The sequence below is a fragment of the Rathayibacter sp. SW19 genome, assembly GCF_030866825.1.
GTDB classification, from domain to species: domain Bacteria; phylum Actinomycetota; class Actinomycetes; order Actinomycetales; family Microbacteriaceae; genus Rathayibacter_A; species Rathayibacter_A soli.
The window spans coordinates 2,871,837-2,893,517 of the sequence record NZ_CP133020.1; the positions used below are offsets into that span (position 1 = coordinate 2,871,837).

A 21,681-nucleotide genomic window follows, 5' to 3' on the forward strand; every position below is an offset into this window, starting at 1 on the left:
TCGATTGGCCGGCTTGGTCCAAGGTAGGCCGCGCCTCGCGCAGCACACAACATACAATGTGTCTAGTACTCTTTTCAAAACTAGGACACATCGTCATGCCATTGTCTCTTCGTGAAGTCTTGCTGCATCCGGCGTTGGCGCCTGGCAAACCGGTGCTCCGGGCCGGCTTTGAGTCGGCCGAAACAGCCCAGGTGCGGTGGGTGCACTCCAGCGAGGTACTGGACATCGCGGCGCTGCTACGCGGCGGTGAATTTCTGCTGACCGGTGGCACGAACCTGATTTCGGCCTCAGCGAACCAGCAGGTCGACTATGTCGCGAGTCTGGCCAAAAGGAAGATCGCAGCCCTGGCCATTGAAACAGGGCCGCATCTGCGCACGTTGCCGCCCGAAATGATTCGCGCTGCGCAATCAGCGGGACTCCCGCTCGTGGAACTACGCAAGGTCGTCCCATTCGTCGACGTGGCGGAATCTATCAATAGTGTCCTAGTCGGGGAATCCGCCTTGCGACTCCAGCAAGCCGACCTCATCTCGCATGCGATCGCGGCGGAACTCGCAGAGGGCCACGGGTTGGATCAACTACTGGCAGTGCTGGCGGAGCTCACCGGTACCGATGTGACCCTGACCGGCATGATGGGCAATCTTCTCGGTGCAGCCGTCTTCGGCGATCGCACCGCAAACACCGCTGCGCAGGGCATTGATATCGAGGTGCCCATTCGCGGCGGCGTGACAGGAAATCTGCATATCGACGTTCCGGCGGGCACCGATGCGGTCATGGCCCGTGTAGCTGGCGAACGTGTGATCGACATCCTGTCTTTGTCATTGCTCTGGCAACACCCGCCGACGTTGCAGGAAGCGGCGCGTGCGGAATTATTCCGGGCCATCGCCGTTCGTGGGGCCCGCTGGCGCATTCCACAATTGTCCGCTGCGGCCGGCCTCGATTCGGCCGATCCGATGATTGCTATCGTCATACGCGCATTGGGCGCGACTCCTCAGCCGTTCAGACCCGAGCGCATCCTCAGCCGACCTAATCGAACCGTGTTGATCCATTCGGACAGCAACGAAACTCTCGCCCTCGTGGTACTGCAGCACGATATCGCACGCACCCAACGGTCTCAGCTAGTCGGCGACCTGACCGATGCGATTGCGGGGCACAATCATGTGGCATCCGTAGGCCCATTGGTTGCCGAAATGGGTGAGGCCCCGGACTCGGTAACCGAAGCCAGATTGGCACTGGACATAGCCTCTCTCCGACACCACAATTGGGCACACAGTGATGCCGGAAGCGAGACACGGCCCACGACGTTTTTCGCGGCCGGCACGGTGGTCGACGCCGAATCCGTGGCCGTAGAGCGATTGGCACATCGCAACATTCGCGCAGAAGTCCGTGCCTCCTTCGTCCATGCGCTGCTGTCGGACCTCATCGAGAACGACAGAGCACGAGACGGCCAACTGCTTGAGACACTCAACCGTTGGCTGGATTACGGGTGCAACGCTTCGGAGGCCGCACGGGCGCTGCATATCGAGCGACAATCAATGCACAATCGGCTTACCCGAATATTCGCACTGATCGGTGGCGACCCCCGAGGAACCGGGCGGCTGGCCGGATTACACCTGGCGACACGATTGGCACGCACATTTCAACCGCTACCCAGTCGGGCGGGCCCGAATACATAGGCGTGATCGGGAACCCGACGCCTCCCCTCGAGCACAGCAGGGCCGCCGGAACGACAGTTCGACGCGTTGACGCGCCACACATGGCAGGTGAATACCGAGGCGCATCCGTCCGTCGTCGGTATCGCGAGCGACGAACTATTCAGCCGAGCCGGACTCGCGGCATGAACTAGACTTAAGCGTAGCTCAACCCCAACAACACGCCCGGCCAAGCATTCGAGCCAAGGAACTTCCGCTGCCCTGTCTGACAATGGTCAAGGTAAGACGGTCACCGCATTTGAGGACGACGACCATTCGGTGCGGGTACGCCCACCGGACAGACTTGCAGTTCCGGCGAGATTGGTGACACGTCCCTATTGGGCCGATCGACTGTCAGTTGTTCTTCAGCTCCTCGGCGAGCATCACGATGATCCCGCTGGGACCGCGGACGTAGATGAATTTGTAGACGTCCTGATAGGTCGCCGCACTGCGAAGTAAACGGCAACCGTGCTTCGCGGCTATCGCAAGGGCTTTGCCGATGTCGCCGACTGAGAACGCGACGCGGTGCATGCCGATCTCGTAGGGACGAGTGGGCTGCGACTCGATCGGTTCGGGGTGGACGGATTCTAGCGGTGGTCGCAACACCGCTGCCTCGCGGGCCGCTCTTGCTTGACACCCGCGGCTGTTGTCGGATTCCGGATACGATTGCGGCACACGTGAATCGCGGGCCGTGTCATTCCGTCGTTTCATCACGTCGCCAAGATCGTCGCCATCCCAGTACGCCCGCAAGGACAACGGCGGCGACCTCAGCGATGAGGTCGACGCCTCCCTTGATATCGATGGGTTCCCCTGCGCCAATGCGGAGGCCGACCGCCTCGTCGGCGCCATGACCGGTGTCGAGGGGCAGGCCGACGGTGACGGCGTAGATGTAGATGCCGATCAGCGCGACGTTGACGACGATGATCGCGCTCATCCCAAAACCGTCGACTACACCAGGAGGGCCCACGATCACGAGGCCTGCAAGGGCGAGTTGAGCAATGCCGGCCGCCAGGAAACCGGCGCCGAGGATGGTGGACTCAGCGAGGTGCTCGGAGGTGAGGATCAGGTGGATACTCGCAGCACTGAGCAGCAGCAGTGCGAGCACCAGCCGCACGATGATCCGGGCACCCAGGCTGCCAGACGCTGCTGGCGCCAGCACGACCGCAGCGATGAGCACGAGCGCACCGGCAGCCATGAAATAGGGGCCGACGCCTGCGACGGGCGTCGTCAAGGCCCCGGCGACGCCGGGCGCGGAAGCGTACGACTGGATACGGATGGCGCTGTACACGCTGTCGACGAGTACGCCGCCGGCAGCAATCCCGGCGAGGGACTGGAGCACACGGGCACCGCCGTGCCGATCGGCGACGTACAGCACGGCCACAGCGGCGAGCATGATTGCGGCGAGGAATCCGCCGTCCACGGAGAACCCAGGAATGATCGTGAGACCGTTGAAGACCGTCAGCCACGGCAGCACGCAGCCCACGGCCCCGAGCGCGAGCGCGAGCGCGATGAGGGCATGGGCTGTAGCGCGGCGCGTCACCGTGAGGCCGGAGATCCGGAGTGTGGACGTGTTGGTGTGCGAAGTCATCTTGAGAACCTTTCCTATCGGGAGAGGAGTGGCCGGCGTGATCAAGCCGGCGTGAGTGGTGAGGGTGGAGGAATCCGGTGGGCTCCGGTCGGGTCGCGGCGCAACTCACGCAGCGGCCCGCCCGGAGGCACCTGTGGGTCAGCGCGGTCCGACGACGTTGAAGAACAGATACAGGTTCGTCGGGATCGGGCCGAGCACGCCGCTCGACGGATCAGCGATCAGGCTGTTCATCACCCCCTCCGACTTCCCGGCGGCGAGTTGCGACCATGCCGCCTGGTTGGTGACAGCGACGACCTTCACGTCCCACCATCCGCCGGCGGGACCGTCGAGGATGTGACTGTGGGCGGGAAGAGCGACATCGGCCACGGCGTTGGGCGATGCGCCAAGCGCGCCAGCGATCCGCGAGAGGTCGATGGTCAACGGGTGGTTCGGGCACGACGCAACGGCACACATCGGCGCCGGGCTCGGGTTGGCGAACAGCGGAACCAGCACAAAAAGCGTCGAGCGGTCGGCGTTGGCGACCGGCCCACGATTGGCGTCGGTACCGACTTCGCAACCGCTCGGCGCGCTCGAGGCGACGCTGGTATCACAGAAGAAGTTCTGTGAATACTGTATCGTCACGGTCTCGCCGTTGCTCCAGGCCGGCGTCTGCGCCGATGAAACAGGCAGCACGGTTGACCTGGCCGCGAATGCCGCGGTCGAAATCGACAGCGTTGCGATAATCGCACCGGTGAAGACTGATGCGACGATCCCGAGGCGGCGTCTACCGCCCTTAGTTTTTATATCCACGATCTTTCCCTTCGCAGTCGCGGCCTCAGATGAGGTACGAATTGTCGTCGATACAGCGACGGGCGACCGCGGACTCGACACTGATCTCGGCAACGGGTTATTCGGAGCGGCCGCCAAAACTGGATTGGTCCGTCTCGAAAAATGATCTGGACTCGGCAGGTTCAACCGGTACTCGCACCATCTGCTGGCTGGCCACGTTAGGGTAGCCGGTCGCGGCGCGCGCGCCCACCTGCAATGCTGGTAACCGTGCGTAGCGAAACCATTGGATCGGCGGATGATGCCGACGCGCCGCCGACGAGCGCTGATGGGCTTCTGTTGCGCACCGCGCAGGGCGACCAGGCGGCGTTCGGTGAGCTTTACGACCGGCTGGCCGCTCGGGTTCTGGGCACGATCCGTCGACTTCTGATTGATCCGGCGCAATCGGAAGAGGTTGCGCAGGAGGTGTTTCTGGAGGTGTGGCAATCCGCTGCGCGCTTTGAACCGAATAAAGGTGGAGCGGCAACCTGGGTTCTCACGATGGCGACGAGGCGGGCGATTGACCGGATTCGGTCGGCGCAGGCCTCCCGCGATCGCGATACCCGGATCGGCATCCGCGATTTTCATGCGGTCTCCGACGAGGTTGCCCAGACCGTCGAGATCAGAATCGAGCGAGAGAGAGTGGGCGCGGCCATGGAACAGCTGACCGATACGCAGCGCCAGGCGATCTCTCTTGCCTATGACGGTGAATACACGCACAGCGAGATCGCGCAGCTGCTGGGCATCCCGATCGGCACAGTGAAAACGCGGCTGCGTGATGGGATGATTCGATTGAGAAACGAATTGGGGGTGGCACCGTGACCGACTTCGACGACCCGTCGCTGTTGGCGGCCGGCCATGCGTTCGGTTCGTTGACGCCTCGGGAGCGTGCCGAGTATGAGGCGTATCTGGCGCGCTCGGCGGATGCGCGCCGCGAGGCCGCCGCATTCGAGGCGGTGGCTGCAGCTCTAGACAACGATGTTGCGGAGGCGACTCCGTCGGCCGCGCTCAAGGCTCGGTTGATGGCGCAGGTCGCCGGCACGCCGCAGTGGGCAGCGAGCGACTCACCAGAGACGGCAAGCGCTGCCGCGCAGTCTGCGAGGGTGACCGAAGTCTGGTCCGTGGCCGATTCCCGCGCCACCGACTCGACCGCCGGTTCTCCCCCAACGTCGGCGGATGCGCGGGCCCGGGCGCGCTGGTTCCGCCGACCTGGCGTCATTCTTGTCGCCGCGGCCGCGGCCGTCGCGCTTTTCGCCGGCGGTACCGGTGTGGGAATCGCCGTGGGGAACGGTTCGTCTGCCGTGCAGCAGCAGGCCGCGACATTGGCTCAGATCAGCGCCGCCTCCGACGCCCAGCGTGCCAGCGAAGCGGTCGCCGGCGGCGGCTCCGCGACCCTGATCTGGTCACAGCAGTTGGGCGAATCCGCCGTAGTGCTCGACGGGCTGCCGCAGGCACCTGCCGGCAAGACCTATCAATTGTGGTACATCGGCCAAGGTTCCGTGGTGTCGGCCGGCCTGGTCACGATCCGGTCGGACGAGAGGACGTGGCAGGTTCTGAACGGCCGGATGGCCGCCGGGGACACCGTCGGCATCACAATCGAACCCGCGGGCGGCTCGAAGGCACCGACTACCAAGCCGATCGTCGCCATCGCCAGTTAGGGTGCCGCAGCGAGGAATCGGCGGGCTTCAACACGCTGGCGCCGATACCCGCCTCGCTCACCGGACAGTTAACGGGCCGCAGGGCACGACCCGCAGGGCAGCCCGTGCGAGTCGATCCCTCAGCGGTTCTCGGGTACGAACTGGGCGGCGATGAAGGATGGCCGGCCGGGTCGGCCGGGTCGGCCAGGACGGCCGATCGCGCACATGGCGCATCCCACGGTCCAGTCAGAACCGACCCGGCGAGCTCGCGGGCTCTGGTCGCGACGGCGTCCACAGCGTCGACGGCGAAGGAGATGCTCCACCGCGCCGGTTCGCCGTGGCGGGGTATGATCGCTGCTACGACCTCCTCGGTCAGCCCCATCTGCCTCATCCTCGCCCGCATCGCATGCCCGGGTTGAGTTATTCGAGGTGGTCGCCGTAGCCCGGCGGCGCCCACATCGGCGAATCAACGTCGATCGTCTTCCAGCCACGTAGCAGCTCGATGTGGCACGTGGGCCCGGTCGCGCCCGCCAGGCGCGTGTCGGTGGTGAGCAATTCGGTGACGTCGGTCAGGTCATCTCGGCCGGGCTATCCGGATGTCAACGCTCAGCCGAAGGTGAACGAGTAGGCCCGCACGCCGCGGCCCACGGTGACGTTCAGGGTGCCCGATGTGGATTTCGCGGTCTTCTCGACCTGGTAGGAGCGGGGCACGCCGGACACGGAGATCGTCGTGGTCTTAGTGCCATTGCCGACGGTCAGCGTGCCGGAGCCTCCCAGCACCATCCGCACCTGGTCGCCGGTGTAGTTCAAGCGGATGCGCGCCGAAGCTGCGTCCGGTGTCGCGTACTGCGTCTGCAGCGACCAGGCGCCGTCGAGGGCGAATTCGTTGCCGGCTAGTTTCTCCGGGTACCGGAACTGTGTGGTCTTGGTCGAATAGGGTTCGCTGCCGCCGAAGTTGACCTGTTTGGTGGTGCCGAGGTAGCTTTCGGGGGTGATCGAGCCCAGAGCGGGCGTCGTGTTGGCGAGTTCCGTTTTGGGCGGGAGGCTGACATCCGGGTTTGCATGTTTCAGTAGTTGCCGGATCAGGTCCTCGGTCGAGGAATAGTTGCCCTCACCGAATTGCACGTTGCGCACGACGCCTTTCGCGTCGATCAGGTAGTGGGCCGGCCAGTACCGGTTGCGGTAGTTCGTCCAGGTAGACAGATTGTTGTCGATCGCCACCGGATAGGTGATGCCCAGCGCCTTGGCGCCGGATTTCACGTTGCCGACTACTTTTTCGAACGAGTACTCGGGTGAGTGGATGCCAATGACCTGCAGCCCGTCGGCTTTGTACGCCTTGTTCCAAGCGACGACGTGCGGGACCGAGCGTTGGCAGTTGATGCAGGAGTAGCCCCAGAAATCGATCAGCACGACCTTGCCCTTCTCCTGGGCGAGCGTGAGCGGTTTGTCGCCGGGCGTGTTGAACCACGTCTGGATTCCGGTTATTTGCGGTGCGGTGCCGCAGGACTCGAGTACGGTCGCGTCATTGCGGCATTTCGACAGGTTCTTGTTCTGGTCGTTGACCAGGCCGCCGAGATTGAGCGCCTTGCTGACCTGCTGCGAGTTCGAGAACTGGTCCTGCAGTCCGCTCGTGTAATCCGGCACCAGAGTCTGCAAGAACTGCGGCAGGTTGAAGGCCAGCGCGACGGCGAGACCAATCATCAAGATGCCGCCAGTCATCCGCACACCGCGCTGGTGCTTGCGAAATGTGCGCACCCGCTCGGCGACCCGGCGGCCGGCCAACGCGAAAATCAGCAACGGCATCGCGGCACCCAGCGCGAACGTGACCGTCAGCACGATCGTGCCGACACCGATCCGACCGGTCGACCCGGCAACGGTGATCGCCGCCAGGACAGGGCCCGCGCAGGGCACGTAGACAGCGCCGAGCGCGATCCCCAGAACAAAACCGCCACGGTCGGTGCCGACATTGCGCTGCGGAATCCAGGAAAACGGCTTCTCCAAAATCGACTCGAACCGCGGCACGATCAACCCGATCCCGATCAATACCAACACGACGATGCCAGCGTAGCGCAGAACATCCTGCGGCAGATGCAGAACAGCCAGCAGCAGCGAACCGAGCAGGGTGAAAACGCTGAAGCTGACGATCAGGCCGAGAATCACCTGGTAAGGGCGCCAACGCGAAACCGTCGGCGATGCAGCCACCTGAGGTTCCGCCAGCACAGTCGCCGTGCCGGAACCTGCGGACGACGTCGGTGCACTTGGAGTGGCTGCTGACAGTGTCCCGGCCCCTGAGCTTGCCGAAGGGCGTGCGGCCTGGACGCCACCGGAGAAGAAGATGACCGGCAGCACGGGAAGGATGCACGGGGAAATTCCCGTGACCAAACCTCCGAGGAATCCGATCAGAGCAAGCGTCAGGTACACGGGGTGCCTCCAAGGCGATGGTCGATGCACTGAGGTGTGCTTCACGAGGGGTATCGCACACAGTTCGGAACCCGGCGCATCCATGGATTGCCGACAAGCAATTCCAAACCGGTCAGGACCGACGTTCCGAATGTGCTGATGAAGGCCGCACAGCGCGTGGCCGACTGGCCACACAGCCAGAACATCAAAGGAGAAGCTCATGCGAGTCAACAAGCGCAACACCATCGCCGTGATCAGCCTGGCCGCAGTCGCCCTGATCGGACTGTCGGGCTGTTCGGCCGCGGCCAGTTCAGGCGGGTCGACGTCGATGAAGAACGACACAACACCCTCCGCAAGTGCGACGAAGGCGAATCCGGCCGCGGATCTGGTCGGTCCGGGATGTGCGGCCTACGCGAAGGCGAACCCCTCCGGTGCCGGCTCGGTCAGCGGAATGTCACAAGACCCCGTGGCCGTGGCCGCATCGAACAACCCGCTGCTGAAGACCCTGGTCGCCGCGGTCTCCGGCAAGCTGAACCCCGCCGTCAACCTCGTCGACACACTGGACGGCAGTCAGTTCACGGTCTTCGCCCCGGTCGACACGGCATTCGCCAAGATCGACCCCGCCACGATCGACACGTTGAAGACGCCCGCGGGCGCCGCCACGCTGAAGAAGATCCTGACCTACCACGTGATCGCCGGCCAACTGGCCCCTGACTCCATCGACGGATCGCACGCGACCGTCGAAGGTCAAGACGTCACGATCACCGGCACCGGCGACAACATGAAGGTCAACAACTCCAACGTGATCTGCGGTGGAGTGCACACCGCCAACGCGACCGTGTACCTCCTCGACACCGTGCTGATGCCGCCGGCCAACTAATCCCCGAAAAGCATCAAGGGTGCGATGACCCGCCACTTCAGTGGCGGGTCAATTGCTGTCCGCAGGCATTCTCCCCCTGAGTATGTATGCCGCGCGGTCATTAGCCAGTGGCCGAACTTCTCGGCGTCTTCGTTTGCGTATTGCGGGCTTGGTTGCATCCCAGGGTTCTGGTGCCGTGTCTTCGGAGCCTGTGTTGCGGGCGCCGGACAGTCTGAGCGTGGCCAGGAGACCGAGCACGAGGAATCCGGAGGCGGCGAACGCGGAGTAGCGGGTTCCGTCGCTGAACGCTTCGCGCGCAGCATCCGCAACCTTCTCGCTCTTGGCTGAGAGCCCCGGAATCGCGCCGCCGGCGCTGACGACGACGGTGTTGACGATCTGACTTTGGGCGGCCGCCGGAAGTGCCGGTGTCATCTCGGACAGTCGTGTGTTCAGAGAGGAGCCGACGGAGGTGAACAGCACGGTACCGAGGATCGCAATGCCCAGGGCGGAGCCGATTTGCCGTGCGGTGCTGGCCGTGCCGGAGCCTTGCCCACTCTTCTCAACAGGCACGTCTTTGAGAACGACCCCGGTCAGCTGGGCGGTGGCCAGGCCGAGGCCGATTCCGTAGACGAAAAGGAACGGCACGATGACCAGCCATGTCGCGTTCGCGCTAATGACGAAGCCGAGACCGGTGACCCCGATGATCTCCCCGATGATGCCGATGCGCACGGTTGCGACCGGGGTGAGTTTCTGCCCGAACGCGCCGGAGAGAGCGCTGGCGGCGAACGAGCCGATGGCCAGGGCCAAAAGAACGAACCCGGTCTGCAAGGCGCTGTAGCCGAGAACGTTCTGCAACCACAACGGCAGAGACAGGATGATGCCAAACTCGCCGAGGGAGATGATCATCGCGGCGATGTTGCCGTTGCGAAACGACGGGATCGCGAACAGGGAAAACGCCACCAGCGTGGATTGACCGGCCCGTTGACGGTGGATACCCCACCGGATGAACGCCACGGACGAGACCAGGGTGAGTGCAAATGCGATCGCTATCGGTGAGAGAGCGAAAGGCCACTCCCAGCTGCCGATAGCAAGTTTCTGGTTAGCGTTGGTCAACCACCAACCGTAGCTGCGGCCCTCGATCAGGCCGAAGACCAGAGACGCACTGGCGATGACCGAGAGCACGGCACCGATGATGTCAATCGAGCGCAGCTGTCCGGCATCCTTGGATTCGGCCACGCACACCAGCACACCGATGACGATGATCACAGCCAGTGGCACGTTAATGCCGAACGCCCACCGCCACGAATAGTAGGTAGTCAGCCAGCCACCCAAAAGCGGGCCGACAGCGACCATACCACCGATGGTGGAACCCCACACGGCGAAGGCGATACCGCGTTCTCTGCCTCGAAAGGTCGCGTTGATCAGCGACAGCGTGGTGGGCAGCACCATCGCCCCGCCCACGCCTTGCAGAATGCGGGAGCCGATCAACAGGTCCCCTGAAGGTGACAGGGCGGCCAATACGGAGGCAGCGGCGAAGATGCTCACCCCGATGATCAGCATGCGACGGCGCCCATACCGGTCGGCGAGGGTGCCGAAGACCAGCAACAAGGCGGCGAAGACCAGGGTGTAGCTTTCCTGAACCCATTGCACCTGGGTCGAGGTGATGCGCAGGTCGCGCACGATCGACGGGATCGCCACGTTGACAATCGTCGAATCGACGATGATCAGCGCCACAGCGACGCTGATGAACACCAGGCCCGCCCACCGACGGCGTGCCGGGCTCACGCGATCCCCCGGCCCGGCCGTGAGATGCGCCGTGTCCGCAGGTGGGTTGGTCATGTGTGCTCACCGTCCGTGGCTGCTCGAGGGCTGGGTGTGCCGCGCTTCCAGAGTGTGGAGGGCCACCAGATGGCGTGTCCGATGTCGTACGAGACGGCCGGCACCAGCAGGGAGCGCACGATGACGGTGTCCAGGAGCACCCCGAAGGCGACGATGAACGCGAGTTGCACCAGGAAGAGAATCGGGATGACGGCCAGCGCCGCGAAGGTGGCGGCCAGAACGACCCCGGCGGAGGTGATGACGCTGCCGGTCATGCCCAGGCCGCGCAGGATGCCCGGCCTGGTGCCGAGCCGGATGGATTCTTCGCGCACCCGGGTCATCAGGAAGATGTTGTAGTCCACACCGAGCGCGACCAAGAAGACGAAGCCGAAGAGCGGGACTGCCGCATCCGCACCTGGGAACTGGAAAATGTGGTTGAAAACCAGTGCCGACACCCCCAGCGCTGCCGCGTAGGAGACGACCACGCTGCCGATCAGCAGCACCGGGGCCAGGATCGAACGCAACAGCAGCATCAGAATGAGCAGGATGACCACCAGCACGATCGGGATGATCTTGACCAGGTCGTTTTGCGCGGTTGTGTTCGTGTCCAGTGCGGTCGCGGTCACCCCGCCGACCAGTACCCCGGGGTCGGTTTTCGGCAACTGCGCCCGTAGCGTGCGGACCACTTGTTCGGCCGTGTGTGAGTCGGGTTCGGCCGAGAGTACCCCGTCGATGAGCACCTTCCCGTCGAGCACCACCGGCTCGGCCGGTGTGCCGGGACGGTTGTTGCCGGTGTAGAAGGTCGCCGAACTGATCCCCGGTGTCTGGCTGACGGCTTTCAGTGTTGCGTCGGCTTTGTCACGGTCGGTGACGATCACGACGGGGCTGCCGGAGCCGGACGGAAAGTGTTTGGCCGCGATTTTCTGCCCGTCGACGGCGTTCGAGGCGGTCAGGACGACATCGGTTTGCGGCACCCCGTTGGCCTGCAACTGCAGCAGACCCAGCGAGCAGGCACCCAGGACAACGAGGGTGACAATCCAGGTGGCCCGCGGGCGGCGGGCGATGAGGCTGCCGACGCGCCGCCACAGCCCGGTGATGCCTTCCAGCCCTCGAATGGTCTCGGCATGAGCGTGCCGGTCGTCATCGGCGGCTTCGGTGGCATATTTCGGGCGGAACGGCCAGAACGCTGCCCGGCCGAAGATTACCAACAACACCGGTAGCAGGGTCAGGGCGGCCAACAGCGCGAACACAATACCGATAGCACCGATCGGCCCGAGAGCCTTGTTGGAGTTCAGGTCGGAGAACAGCAGGCACAGCAGGGCGATGATCACCGTGGCACCGGATGCGACGATCGGTTCCAGGGCGGCCCGCCAGGCCCGGCCGATTGCCGCCCATTTCGACTCGACGTGGTGTAGTGCTTCCCGGTAGCGGGCCACCAGCAGCAGGGAATAGTCGGTGGCGGCCCCGATGACCAGGATGGAGAGGATGCCCTGGCTTTGGCCGCTGAGGGTGATCCAGCCCCAGCTGGCGAACGCGTAGACCAGCAGGATCGCTGAGGTCAGGGCGAAGATCGAGGTGAACAGCACCAGGAAAGGCAGCACAATCGAGCGGTAGACCAGCAGCAGGATCAGGAACACGGCCCCGGCCGCGACCAACAGCAGGATGCCGTCGATGCCTCCGAACGCGTTGACCAGGTCGGCGGTCAGACCGGCAGGCCCGGTCACATAGCCGGTCACAGTCGACGGGATCGCATCGTTGACCGTTGTGCGCAGGTCGGCGACGACACTCTTGACGTTGTTGGTGTCGGTGACCGGCACGATGAACTCGATCGCCTTGCCATCCTTGGATGGGATCGGGCCGGCCACCGAGGTCGTGGCCGGTGGTTGCGCCTTCTGCACCCCGTCGACGGCGCCCAGCTTGGTGCCGAGTTTCGCATACGAGGTCAGGTCGCTTTTCGGGATGATCGAATCGGAGACGAGGACGACGATCGCGGTCAGCGCTTTCGCGTCGGTGAACTTCTTCTGCACCGTGTTCACCTCGGTGGATTCGGCGCTGGCTGGAAGGAACGCGGCCTGATCGTTGCTGGAGACCGAAGACAGTTTCCCGAACGTGGGCCCGCCGAAGCTTGCCGCGGCAAGCCAGATAATCAGCAGCACGGTCGGCAGCAGAATGCGCAACCAGCGTGCAGGTGTCCAGTCGCGGCGGGATTCAGTGTTCATGGGGGTGTCAAGACCTTTCCAGGGCGTAGGCGATCAGAAGCATGGTGACCAGAAAACCGGCGGTGTAGTTGATCCACAGGAACCGTTTCCAGCCACGGTTGGCCTGCTCGGATTTCTCATCGGAAATCGAGCGAAACGGTGAAGCCACAGCAACGTATGGCAGCACCAACAACGCGGCCAACGGACCCGGCCACACGGTGAGCAACATCAGCAGCCCAGCTGCAACCCAGGCAGCCGTGGAGAACCGGACCGTCCATTTCGCGCCCATGACGGTCGCGATCGAACGGATGCCGCCGACCCGGTCGGGCATCACATCCTGCACAGCACCGAAGGCGTGGCTGGCGATACCCCACAGGAAAAACCCGGCCAGCAGGGCAACAAGTGGAACAGTGAGGGCTGCACCGGCCAGGACAAGCCCGTACACGGCGGGGCTCACGAAGTGTGTGCTGGAGGTGATCGAGTCCAGGAACGGTTTCTCTTTGAACCGCAGTCCCGGAACGGAGTAGGCGGCCACCGCGAACAGGCTCACCGTCAGGACCGCCCATGAGGCCGGATCGCCGAGTACGACCAGCATGATGATGAACGGAACGGTCAGCAGGCCCGAAACGCGCAGCATCAGCCGGTGCAGGTTGCGTGTCAGTACGGCGCCTTCCAGACCGCCCTTACGCGGGTTGGCCAGATCGGACTCGTAGTCGAAAACGTCGTTGATGCCGTACATCGCCAGGTTGTACGGCACCAGGAAGAAGACCGTTCCCACCACCAAGGCCGCATCGACGTGCCCTGCCGTCAGATAGTAGGCGGCGGCGAACGGGAAAGCGGTATTGATCCAACTGACCGGGCGGGAGGCCACGACCAACGCCCCGACAGTTCGGCGGATGCGGCTACTGGTCATGGGTGCCTCGCCTGCGAAACAGAAACCACAACGATGGCAGCAGAATCAGCCCGGCCGCCGGGTAGGCGAAGTCCTCGATTGGTGCCACCCCGATGACCAGGCCCGAAGTCTTGGTCGACGCGTACGCCATCAGTCCGCTGCGGATCATCACGTTGTCAAAGACCGCCGTGAGAACCATCACGACGATCCCTGCCGCCGTGACCGGCAACCACCAGCGGGTGATCAACGCACGGCACAAGGCCCGCGCCTTCACCAGCGCGGCAACCAGCACCAGCACCGCACCGGCGAGGAAGATCAGGCTCAACCACAGGTAGGTCACGACCGACGCCCCCTGACCATGCGCCGGCGTCGCCTGACAGTACCAAGGATGCGGTCGATCCCGCCGATGAGCACCATGATCAGATAGCACAGGAATACGAGGAAGAACGGCTCCTCCACCGGCAGCTCCGGTGCCAGGAGCACACCGGTCATGAACCCGGTCTCACCGCGGAAGAAGATTCCCAGGTGAATACCCAGCACATCCCAGCCGAGGAAGAACACCAGCCCGACAGCCAGCACGGCAGCGGCACGCCACGGGTCTTTCCAGAAGAACAGTCGGTAGCGGCGATCGGTCAGCACCATGCACGCGAGGACGGCCACCAGACACAACAGATAAACGATGCTCATAGCGGCTCCGGAAGGGCGCTGGTAGTGGTGTCGCCCCGTAGCCTCTTGATGACCAGTTCGGCGCTGATCAGACACATCGGCAAACCGATGCCCGGCACGGTGGTCCCGCCGGCATACAGGAGCCCGTCGACTTTCGAGGACACATTCTTGCCACGCAGGAACGCGCTCTGCCGCAACGTGTGTGCCGGCCCAAGGGCGCTGCCTTTCCAGGAGTGGAAGCCCGCCTCGAAGTCGCCCGGTCCGAGGGTTCGCCGCAGCACAATGCGCTCAGCGAGATCGGGGATACCCGCCCACTGGGAGATCTGCCGGATGACCGTATCGGCGACCGCCTCCACAGAGTCGTCCCCAGCACCGTTGATGCCGCCGCCGCCGATGCTCGGGTCTGCCGGCACCGGGACCAGAACGAACAGGTTCTCGTGCCCGGCTGGGGCCACGGCCGGGTCGGTGGCGCTCGGCCGGCAGACGTAGATCGATGCGGGGTCGGGAATCGAGGTCGGTGCGGTGAAGATGCGGCCGAAGTTCTCGGCCCAATCCTCGGTGAAGAACAGGCTGTGATGGGCCAGTTCCGGCAAGCTGCCGGCAACGCCGAGGAAAACCAGGATCGCCCCGGGGCCGGCGGTGCGAGTTGACCACCATTCCTCCGGGTAGCTGCGCAGTGTCGCAGGCAGCAGCTCGGTCTCGGTGTGGTGCAGATCGGCGGCCGAGACAACAACATCCGCCGCCACCTGCCGCATCGCGCCGTCACCATCGGTGAAATCAACGCCGGTCACCCGTGCACGTTTGCCCGCCGCCGTGGTGGTGATCCTTCTTGCCCGGGCGCCGGTGACGATGCTCACTCCTTCCGCCTGGGCCAGGCCGGTGATGCTGGCGATGACCGCGGCGAATCCGCCGTCGGGATAGTACACGCCGTCCTCCAAGTCCAGGTGACTCATCAGGTGATAGAGGCTAGGGGTCAGCGACGGGGACGAACCCAGGAACACGGCCGGGTACCCGAGAATCTGCCGCAACCGGCGATCCGTCACGTAGCGGGCGGCGAAACCATCCAGCGGTTGCAGCAGCAGCCGCGTCAATCGCGGCATGCGCTTGACCACATCGAATGCCAGCAGGCGGCGCGGGGAGGCGAAGGTGCTGTAGAGAAAACGGCGCAGAGCAACCTCGTATGCATCTTTCGCGGAGACAAGATATCGGTTCAGGGCGGTACCGGCACCGGGCTCGATCCGCTCGAACGTGCGCAGGTTCGCGGCTCGTTCGGCCATCACATCCACCGAATCGCCATGTTTCTCGAAGAACACCCGGTAGCCGGGGTTCAGCCGCGTCAGTGCGAGCTGCTGAGCGCTGGACGTGCCTAGCAGACGATAGAAATGATCGAACACCTCCGGCATGAGATACCACGAAGGCCCGGTGTCGAACCGAAACCCATCTTTCTGCCAGCTGCCCGCTCGTCCGCCGAGCTCGCTTCGCGCTTCCAGGAGAGTGGCCTGATGTCCCTCTCGGGCCAGCAGTGCTGCGGTTGCCAGGCCGGCGATGCCGCCGCCGATAACCACAACTGTCTTCCTGGCTTGGAGACCGCCACTCACGACGTACTCCGCATTCTTGCGCCGGTTTTCGCCTGAAAGACGATGCGCAACTTCATCGCAGTGGGCACCCGAATGCGTGTCTGCAGTAGATCTGCTGCCGGCGTGTCCCGAATTCGGCGGGTCAACGCCGCGAACAGGCCGTTCGCCGAGACGACCGCCGTGCGGCAGTCGGCAGGAAGGTTCGGAATGACCGCCGCCGCCGTGTCCAGATCGGACTCGATGTCCGCAACCAACCCCATCTTCTGCGCCTCCGTGAGGCAATCCGGATCGATTTCCGGGAAGTAGTTGCGGCCCAGCTGACTCCAGTCAGTACGCAGGTCGCGCAGAAAGTTGATCTTCTGAAAAGCAGCACCCAACGCTCTGGCGCCTTCCTCGAGGCGTCCGCGTTGGCTCGGCACGCTCGGCACACCATGCAGGAACGCCTTCAAACACATCAGCCCGACAACCTCGGCCGACCCATAGATGTAATCGTGCATTTCATCCGCGGTGAACGCCGCCGGGTTCAGGTCACGGCGCATGGACGCGAAGAACGGCGCTGTCAACTCGGTGCCGATCCCGACAGTGCGGGCGGTGGTGGCGAACGCGTGCACGACCAGGTTGGTGCCGTACCCGGCCTGCAGTGCACTGTCTGTCTCAGCTTCGAATGCTTCAAGCAGAGCCCGCTGTGCGTCGAGATCCAGACCCGCCTCCGCGGCCGCACCATCGACGATCTCGTCGGCTATGCGCACCAACCCATAAATGTTCTCGACATGCGCCCGGACACGCCGCCCCAACAGGCGTGAGGCCATCCCGAACGATGTCGAATACTCACGGATGATCTGCGCTGAACTCCTGTGCGCCGCGCGAGAATACAAGCCCAGGCCCACAGGGGCGTCCGTGTGACCGAATCTCATGACGCGCGCTCGCACGCTTTCCGTGCCACGTCCACCAACTGCTCCCCCAGACCTGCTGGGATCGCCGACGAGTCGATCGCAGCGATGGCCAGTTGTGTCTGATCGGCGATCAGAGTCTCGATGAACGCGCGCGCGCCACCTGCCAGGATGTTTTTCACGCGCTGCAGATCGGAATCGGTGACACGTTCGCGCCCCAGGATCTCGTGCAGTTCGCCGGTGTCGTCTCTCTGTAACGCATAACACATCAGGGCGGTCATCTTGTGTTCGCGCAGATCGCTCGTCGTGCTCTTGCCCGTTACGTCTTCGGCGCCGAAGATTCCGAGGATGTCGTCACGCAGCTGGAACGCGATGCCGATATGGCGTCCATACTCGCCGAGTGCGGTCAGAGCAACTTCACCGGCGCCGGCCAGGATTGCGCCGGCGCGCAACGGTGCCTGGAAGGAGTAGTGGGCGGTTTTCCATTGCGTCATCGAGAGCACTTCCGAGAACACCGGGAGCTCTACGGTGGTGCTGAAGGCGACGTCGGCCAGTTCACCGGCGGCGGTGACGAACATGCATTCCTCCAGCAACTCCAACAGCGCACACCGGGTCCCTGCGGCGATATCCAGGCGGGCGATCTGTGCCTGTGCCGCATGAATCAGCAGGTCGCCGGCCAGGATGGCGGATGCTTCGCCCCACACTGTGGCGGATGCTGCGTTCACGCCGCGATCGGCAGCGTGAGCGGAAAACGCTCCGAGAAGGTTCGGTTGCCCCCGCCGCATCGTGTCCCCATCGATCACATCATCATGCAGCAGGAACGCGGTATGCAGCAGTTCGAACGCGGTCGCGACAACCACGACGTCCTCGTCATGTTTCCCGCCCAGCGCGTGATATGCGTTGACCACCAGCGCGGGGCGAAACTTCTTCCCGCCTTCACACGCGCGCCGGGTGCCTGACCACAGTGCCGCATATTGGCGACCGTATGGGCCTGCCAGCGACTGTTTAGCGTTGAAGAAATCAGAAATGCGCATCTCCACTTGCGCGACGCAGTCCGAACCGCGAGGTCGCGATACCGTCAATATCATCGCAGTGCTCCCTCCCGGACATCAGGCCGGACGGTTTGCCACATGCTGTTGCCCGTTCCGCCCAAAAGAGGCAGCAACTTGGCCTGCAGCACAAGCCACGGGCTGAACACCCAGGGAGTGAGCCGGATGGACCGGCCAAGTGCAAGCGGGTCGGTCCAGGCGTAGTCCATCACCTCACTCGGGTGAAGTACCGGCTGCATCAACGTCGAGGCAACATACACCGGGCAGATCTCGTTCTCGACCACACCCGAAGCATCCCTCGCCCGGTAACGGAACACCGGCAACGCCAACTCCACCCGCGTCAGCACCAAACCGACCTCGAATTCGGCACGCCGATGAACCGCCGCAAGGACCGACTCAGCAGGCCGCGGGTGCCCGCAAAACGAATTCGACCACACCCCCGGCCAGGCTGCTTTCGTCAACGCACGCCGCGTCAACAACACCTCGCCCGACTCGTTGGTCACATAACAGGAAAAAGCCAGATGCAACGGTGTCTCCGGCCCATGAACCCCCGCCTTCGAGGTCGCACCAACCGGTTGTCCCGCCTCGTCCAGGAGAATGACCTCCTCAACATCCGCCGCGTTCACCATCACGACCTCCCAAGCCGAGCATTAGATCAAACACGCCTAGCCTAGCTAATAAATAGCTTAGTAAGCATCGTGTTGAGGAATAGAATACCCGTATGCCTGAGCCACGCAACATGCACCTTGGTGCCGCTGACGCGATGCTCGACCCGCGAATCATCGATCCGGGGCAGCAACTGGTCGACTACTCGGGAATGGATGAAGAAGAGATCACCGAGATAACCCGGGTGCTGGTGGGCATCCGCCGGTGGCGCGAATCGGAACAGGCCATGAGCTTCCGGTCGCGCAGTCACATGCAGTTGAACGAAACCGACATGAAGGCGCTGCGCTTTCTCGTCGTTGCGCAGAATCAGGGTGTCATCGCGACCCCTGGGGCTCTGGCCGAGCACCTGGGCATATCCACAGCATCCACTACAAAGTTGCTGGACCGATTGGCTGCAGCCGGCCACATTCAACGCTCGCCCCACCCCACCGACCGACGGGCCCTGGCGATCACGATCACCACGCACACGCACCAACAGGTCCGGGATACGGTAGGTAAGATGCATGCCCGCCGATTCGACGTCGCAGCACGCCTGAGTTCGTCCGAGCGCGAGACCGTCATCCGATTCTTGAACGAACTCAGCGACACCGGCGATGAACCAATCGAAATGGAAGGTCAGCCCGGGATCAACTCTTCGGATGCTCCCACGAAGCGATCGACCCCTCGATCAGAGTGAACAGCACATGAGATTCGGGCAGCCGGGTCTGTTCCCATTCTGCCGCGACGGCGGGACTGCGCACCGTCAACTTCGACATCAGATGCGCCCACTCGTAGGCCAGCTGGCCGACGGTAACCGGAATCGGCTCCAGCGCGTCATCCACCTCAAGGATCTTCGCTCGGTTGAAGGTGTACCCGCGCGTGTCGGCCTCATCGGCGATCCCGCACAGAAACGCGCCGATTGCCCTCGATGGACTCGAATGGGCACGGAAACGCTCCAGCTGCGGGTGCCGCTGGTATCCGCGCGTCCGGTCTGCAAGCACCGCCTGAGCCAGCAACCCCTCACGCCAGCACGCCGCCAATGCCTGCCGATCGAAATAGCGTGGATGAACCGACCAGAGTCTCATGATGAGCAAACTAACAGGTGTGCCTGGAAGCAGGCGAGCCGTGGCGATCGAGCTGGAGTCAGCACATGGGCATAACCTATTCCACGATCGTTGATGCGACCATTCAGGATGTCTTCGGCTGGCATACCAGGCCGGGCGCCTTCACCCGGCTTTCTCCACCGTGGCAGCCCGTCAGCCTTCGCGCTGAAAGCGATAACCTGCAGGACGGGGAGGCGCTCCTCCGCCTTCCGGGCGGACTCACCTGGGTCTCCCGGCATGACCCGACCCGGTACCGGCCGCCCCACCAGTTCGTCGACACCATCGCCGCCGGCGGACTTGCGTCCATTCCGGTCTACACCGCGCTGCGCTGGCGACACACCCACCAGTTCGCGGATGCCGGCAACGAACGAACCCGGGTCACCGATCGTGTCGAGACACCACTGGGATCGCATCTGCTGCGGCCGATGTTCCTCTACCGGCACAGCCAACTCGCCGGCGACCTCGCCGCCCATCGCTGGGCAACAGAAAACGGTGCCAGACCGCTCACCATCGCTGTGACCGGGACCTCTGGCCTGGTCGGCTCAGCATTGTGCGCATTTCTCACCTCCGGTGGTCACCGGGTTATCCGCCTGGTAAGGCGACAAGCCCACGGCGGCGATGAGCGCACGTGGAATCCGATGAAGCCCAATGCCGGCTTGCTGGAAGGAATAGACGCGCTCGTCCACCTCGCGGGCGAATCGATAGCCGGACGCTTCACCCCCGCCCACAAGCGCGCGATCCGTGACAGCCGAATCGCACCGACCCGGCTGCTGTGCGAACTGGCCACCACAACCCGACCGGGACCTCGAACGATCGTGGCCGCCTCCGCCATCGGCTACTACGGAGCCGACCGCGGGGACGAGGCCCTCACCGAGGAGAGCCCCGCAGGTGAGAGCTTTCTCGCGAATGTCGTCGCAGACTGGGAAGCAGCCACCCGACCCGCCGCAACGGCAGGCATCCGCGTCATCAACATCCGTACCGGCATCGTGCAATCCCCGCGCGGTGGCACCCTGCGCCTGCTGCGCCCGCTCTTCGCCCTCGGCATGGGTGGCCGCATCGCCACCGGTCAACAGTGGCTGTCCTGGATCGATCTCGACGACCTCATCGACATCTACAACCGCGCACTCTTCGACACGCACCTCTCCGGCCCGGTCAACGCGGTAGCACCGCAACCCGTTCGAAACGTCGAGTACACGCGCACACTAGCGCGCGTGCTGACGAGGCCCGCTCTGATTCCCGTACCGAACCTCGGACCCCAACTGCTGCTCGGAGAGGAGGGCGCCCACGAACTCGCACAAGCGAACCAGAAGGCCGCACCCGCTAAGCTCCTGCACGTCGGGCACCACTTTCGACAGCGCAACGTCGAAGGTTCCCTGCGCCACCAGCTGGGGCGCAGCAAAGGCTGAGAGGCTCGACGGAACGGCACAAACTCAAACCGCAATACGCCACGCAGCGCTACCGTGCACCAAACCCTGTCGCGTGCGGGTTCGAGCGGTTCGCTTGGCTTGTCGGCTCGCGTGACTTGTCGGCTCAGTACGTGGACACCGTGGGCCAGTGCTCGGGAAATCACGACCACTAATACCTTGGTGCCACGAGCCCGAGCTTGAGCCTCGTCCGGTAGTACAGTCGTCGGGATTAAGGAACTGTTGTCACTAAGCACGTGCGTCAGACTCCGAAGTCTTGCCCAGCCCCACCCCTAACGATCGCCAAAATTCAGGCGCCGTCGACAGCCGGCCCTTTGTCGAAACGATTGGAAGGAGCAACTGATGGGCGTTATGCCCACGAGGTGGATTGTCCCGGAAAACTACATCTCAAGACACTCCCCCAGCCCGAAACACCAGCTGTAGGAGCCGCGAAAACATGCGCA

19 protein-coding genes and 1 pseudogene are annotated in these 21,681 nt (G+C 63.8%); 6 read left to right on the top strand and 14 right to left on the bottom strand.

Features of this window, described 5'->3' with window-relative positions:
• Positions 1-95: 95 nt before the first annotated feature.
• The gene (locus tag QU604_RS13340) at positions 96-1,673 is read left to right on the top strand and encodes a PucR family transcriptional regulator (RefSeq protein WP_308465119.1); all 1,578 of its coding nucleotides are present in this window, start codon (positions 96-98) and stop codon (positions 1,671-1,673) included.
• A gap of 369 nt (positions 1,674-2,042) precedes the next feature.
• On the opposite strand, the pseudogene QU604_RS13345 reads toward QU604_RS13340, so the two are convergent.
• The 3 genes and pseudogenes from QU604_RS13345 to QU604_RS13355 all read right to left on the bottom strand — a co-directional run.
• Positions 2,043-2,276: pseudogene (locus tag QU604_RS13345) on the bottom strand (VOC family protein); the annotation flags it as partial.
• Between the two features lie 106 nt (positions 2,277-2,382).
• A complete protein-coding gene (locus QU604_RS13350; RefSeq protein WP_308465120.1) occupies positions 2,383-3,276 on the bottom strand; it encodes a hypothetical protein in 894 nt (297 codons plus the stop codon).
• 138 nt (positions 3,277-3,414) lie between these two features.
• Positions 3,415-4,065, bottom strand: coding sequence for a hypothetical protein (locus QU604_RS13355; protein WP_308465121.1), 651 nt, complete (start codon positions 4,063-4,065; stop codon positions 3,415-3,417).
• A gap of 234 nt (positions 4,066-4,299) precedes the next feature.
• Between QU604_RS13355 and sigK the strand changes: the two genes are divergently transcribed.
• Together sigK and QU604_RS13365 are read left to right on the top strand one after the other, a co-directional pair.
• Positions 4,300-4,902 (top strand): ECF RNA polymerase sigma factor SigK, encoded by a 603-nt coding sequence (gene sigK / locus QU604_RS13360; protein WP_308465122.1) that lies wholly within the window; start codon positions 4,300-4,302, stop codon positions 4,900-4,902.
• On the top strand, positions 4,899-5,738 hold the full coding sequence (locus tag QU604_RS13365; RefSeq protein WP_308465123.1) for an anti-sigma factor: 840 nt from the start codon (positions 4,899-4,901) through the stop codon (positions 5,736-5,738). Before sigK ends, QU604_RS13365 begins: the two co-directional genes overlap by 4 nt.
• Positions 5,739-6,323: 585 nt before the next feature.
• Here the strand turns inward: QU604_RS13365 and QU604_RS13370 are convergent.
• Complete coding sequence (locus QU604_RS13370) at positions 6,324-8,138, bottom strand: cytochrome c biogenesis protein DipZ (RefSeq protein ID WP_308465124.1); 1,815 nt, start codon at positions 8,136-8,138, stop codon at positions 6,324-6,326.
• Positions 8,139-8,337: 199 nt separating this feature from the next.
• On the opposite strand from QU604_RS13370, the gene QU604_RS13375 reads away from it, so the two are divergent.
• A complete protein-coding gene (locus QU604_RS13375) occupies positions 8,338-8,997 on the top strand; it encodes a fasciclin domain-containing protein (protein ID WP_308465125.1) in 660 nt (219 codons plus the stop codon).
• 48 nt (positions 8,998-9,045) lie between these two features.
• Here QU604_RS13375 and QU604_RS13380 read toward each other — a convergent pair whose 3' ends face one another.
• Genes QU604_RS13380 through idi form a run of 9 tightly spaced genes read right to left on the bottom strand, consistent with a single transcriptional unit; the run spans position 9,046 to position 18,695 of the window.
• Positions 9,046-10,815, bottom strand: a complete 1,770-nt coding sequence (locus tag QU604_RS13380) for an MFS transporter (protein ID WP_308465126.1) — start codon at positions 10,813-10,815, stop codon at positions 9,046-9,048.
• Positions 10,812-13,013: an MMPL family transporter gene (locus QU604_RS13385; protein ID WP_308465127.1), complete on the bottom strand. Its 2,202-nt coding sequence runs from the start codon at positions 13,011-13,013 to the stop codon at positions 10,812-10,814. The genes QU604_RS13380 and QU604_RS13385 overlap by 4 nt, the downstream gene beginning before the upstream one ends.
• A gap of 7 nt (positions 13,014-13,020) precedes the next feature.
• On the bottom strand, positions 13,021-13,905 hold the full coding sequence (locus QU604_RS13390; protein WP_308465128.1) for a prenyltransferase: 885 nt from the start codon (positions 13,903-13,905) through the stop codon (positions 13,021-13,023).
• Positions 13,895-14,224 carry a lycopene cyclase domain-containing protein gene (locus QU604_RS13395; protein WP_308465129.1) on the bottom strand — a complete coding sequence of 110 codons (330 nt, stop codon included), beginning with the start codon at positions 14,222-14,224 and terminating at the stop codon, positions 13,895-13,897. Before QU604_RS13395 ends, QU604_RS13390 begins: the two co-directional genes overlap by 11 nt.
• Positions 14,221-14,571, bottom strand: coding sequence for a lycopene cyclase domain-containing protein (locus QU604_RS13400; protein ID WP_308465130.1), 351 nt, complete (start codon positions 14,569-14,571; stop codon positions 14,221-14,223). The genes QU604_RS13395 and QU604_RS13400 overlap by 4 nt, the downstream gene beginning before the upstream one ends.
• Complete coding sequence (gene crtI / locus QU604_RS13405; protein ID WP_308465131.1) at positions 14,568-16,148, bottom strand: phytoene desaturase family protein; 1,581 nt, start codon at positions 16,146-16,148, stop codon at positions 14,568-14,570. Before crtI ends, QU604_RS13400 begins: the two co-directional genes overlap by 4 nt.
• Complete coding sequence (locus tag QU604_RS13410; protein WP_308465132.1) at positions 16,145-17,041, bottom strand: phytoene/squalene synthase family protein; 897 nt, start codon at positions 17,039-17,041, stop codon at positions 16,145-16,147. The genes crtI and QU604_RS13410 overlap by 4 nt, the downstream gene beginning before the upstream one ends.
• Entirely contained in the window at positions 17,038-18,051 is a 1,014-nt protein-coding gene (locus QU604_RS13415) for a polyprenyl synthetase family protein (protein ID WP_308465133.1), read from the bottom strand. The genes QU604_RS13410 and QU604_RS13415 overlap by 4 nt, the downstream gene beginning before the upstream one ends.
• 50 nt (positions 18,052-18,101) lie before the next feature.
• Positions 18,102-18,695, bottom strand: coding sequence for an isopentenyl-diphosphate Delta-isomerase (gene idi, locus QU604_RS13420; protein WP_308465134.1), 594 nt, complete (start codon positions 18,693-18,695; stop codon positions 18,102-18,104).
• Positions 18,696-18,787: 92 nt separating this feature from the next.
• Between idi and QU604_RS13425 the strand changes: the two genes are divergently transcribed.
• A complete protein-coding gene (locus QU604_RS13425) occupies positions 18,788-19,408 on the top strand; it encodes a MarR family winged helix-turn-helix transcriptional regulator (RefSeq protein WP_308465135.1) in 621 nt (206 codons plus the stop codon).
• Here the strand turns inward: QU604_RS13425 and QU604_RS13430 are convergent.
• Positions 19,359-19,796, bottom strand: a complete 438-nt coding sequence (locus tag QU604_RS13430; protein ID WP_308465136.1) for a pyrimidine dimer DNA glycosylase/endonuclease V — start codon at positions 19,794-19,796, stop codon at positions 19,359-19,361. The genes QU604_RS13425 and QU604_RS13430 overlap by 50 nt on opposite strands.
• Positions 19,797-19,861: 65 nt before the next feature.
• Here QU604_RS13430 and QU604_RS13435 point away from each other — a divergent pair, with 65 nt between their 5' ends.
• Positions 19,862-21,220, top strand: a complete 1,359-nt coding sequence (locus QU604_RS13435) for a TIGR01777 family oxidoreductase (protein WP_308465137.1) — start codon at positions 19,862-19,864, stop codon at positions 21,218-21,220.
• Positions 21,221-21,681 lie beyond the last annotated feature (461 nt).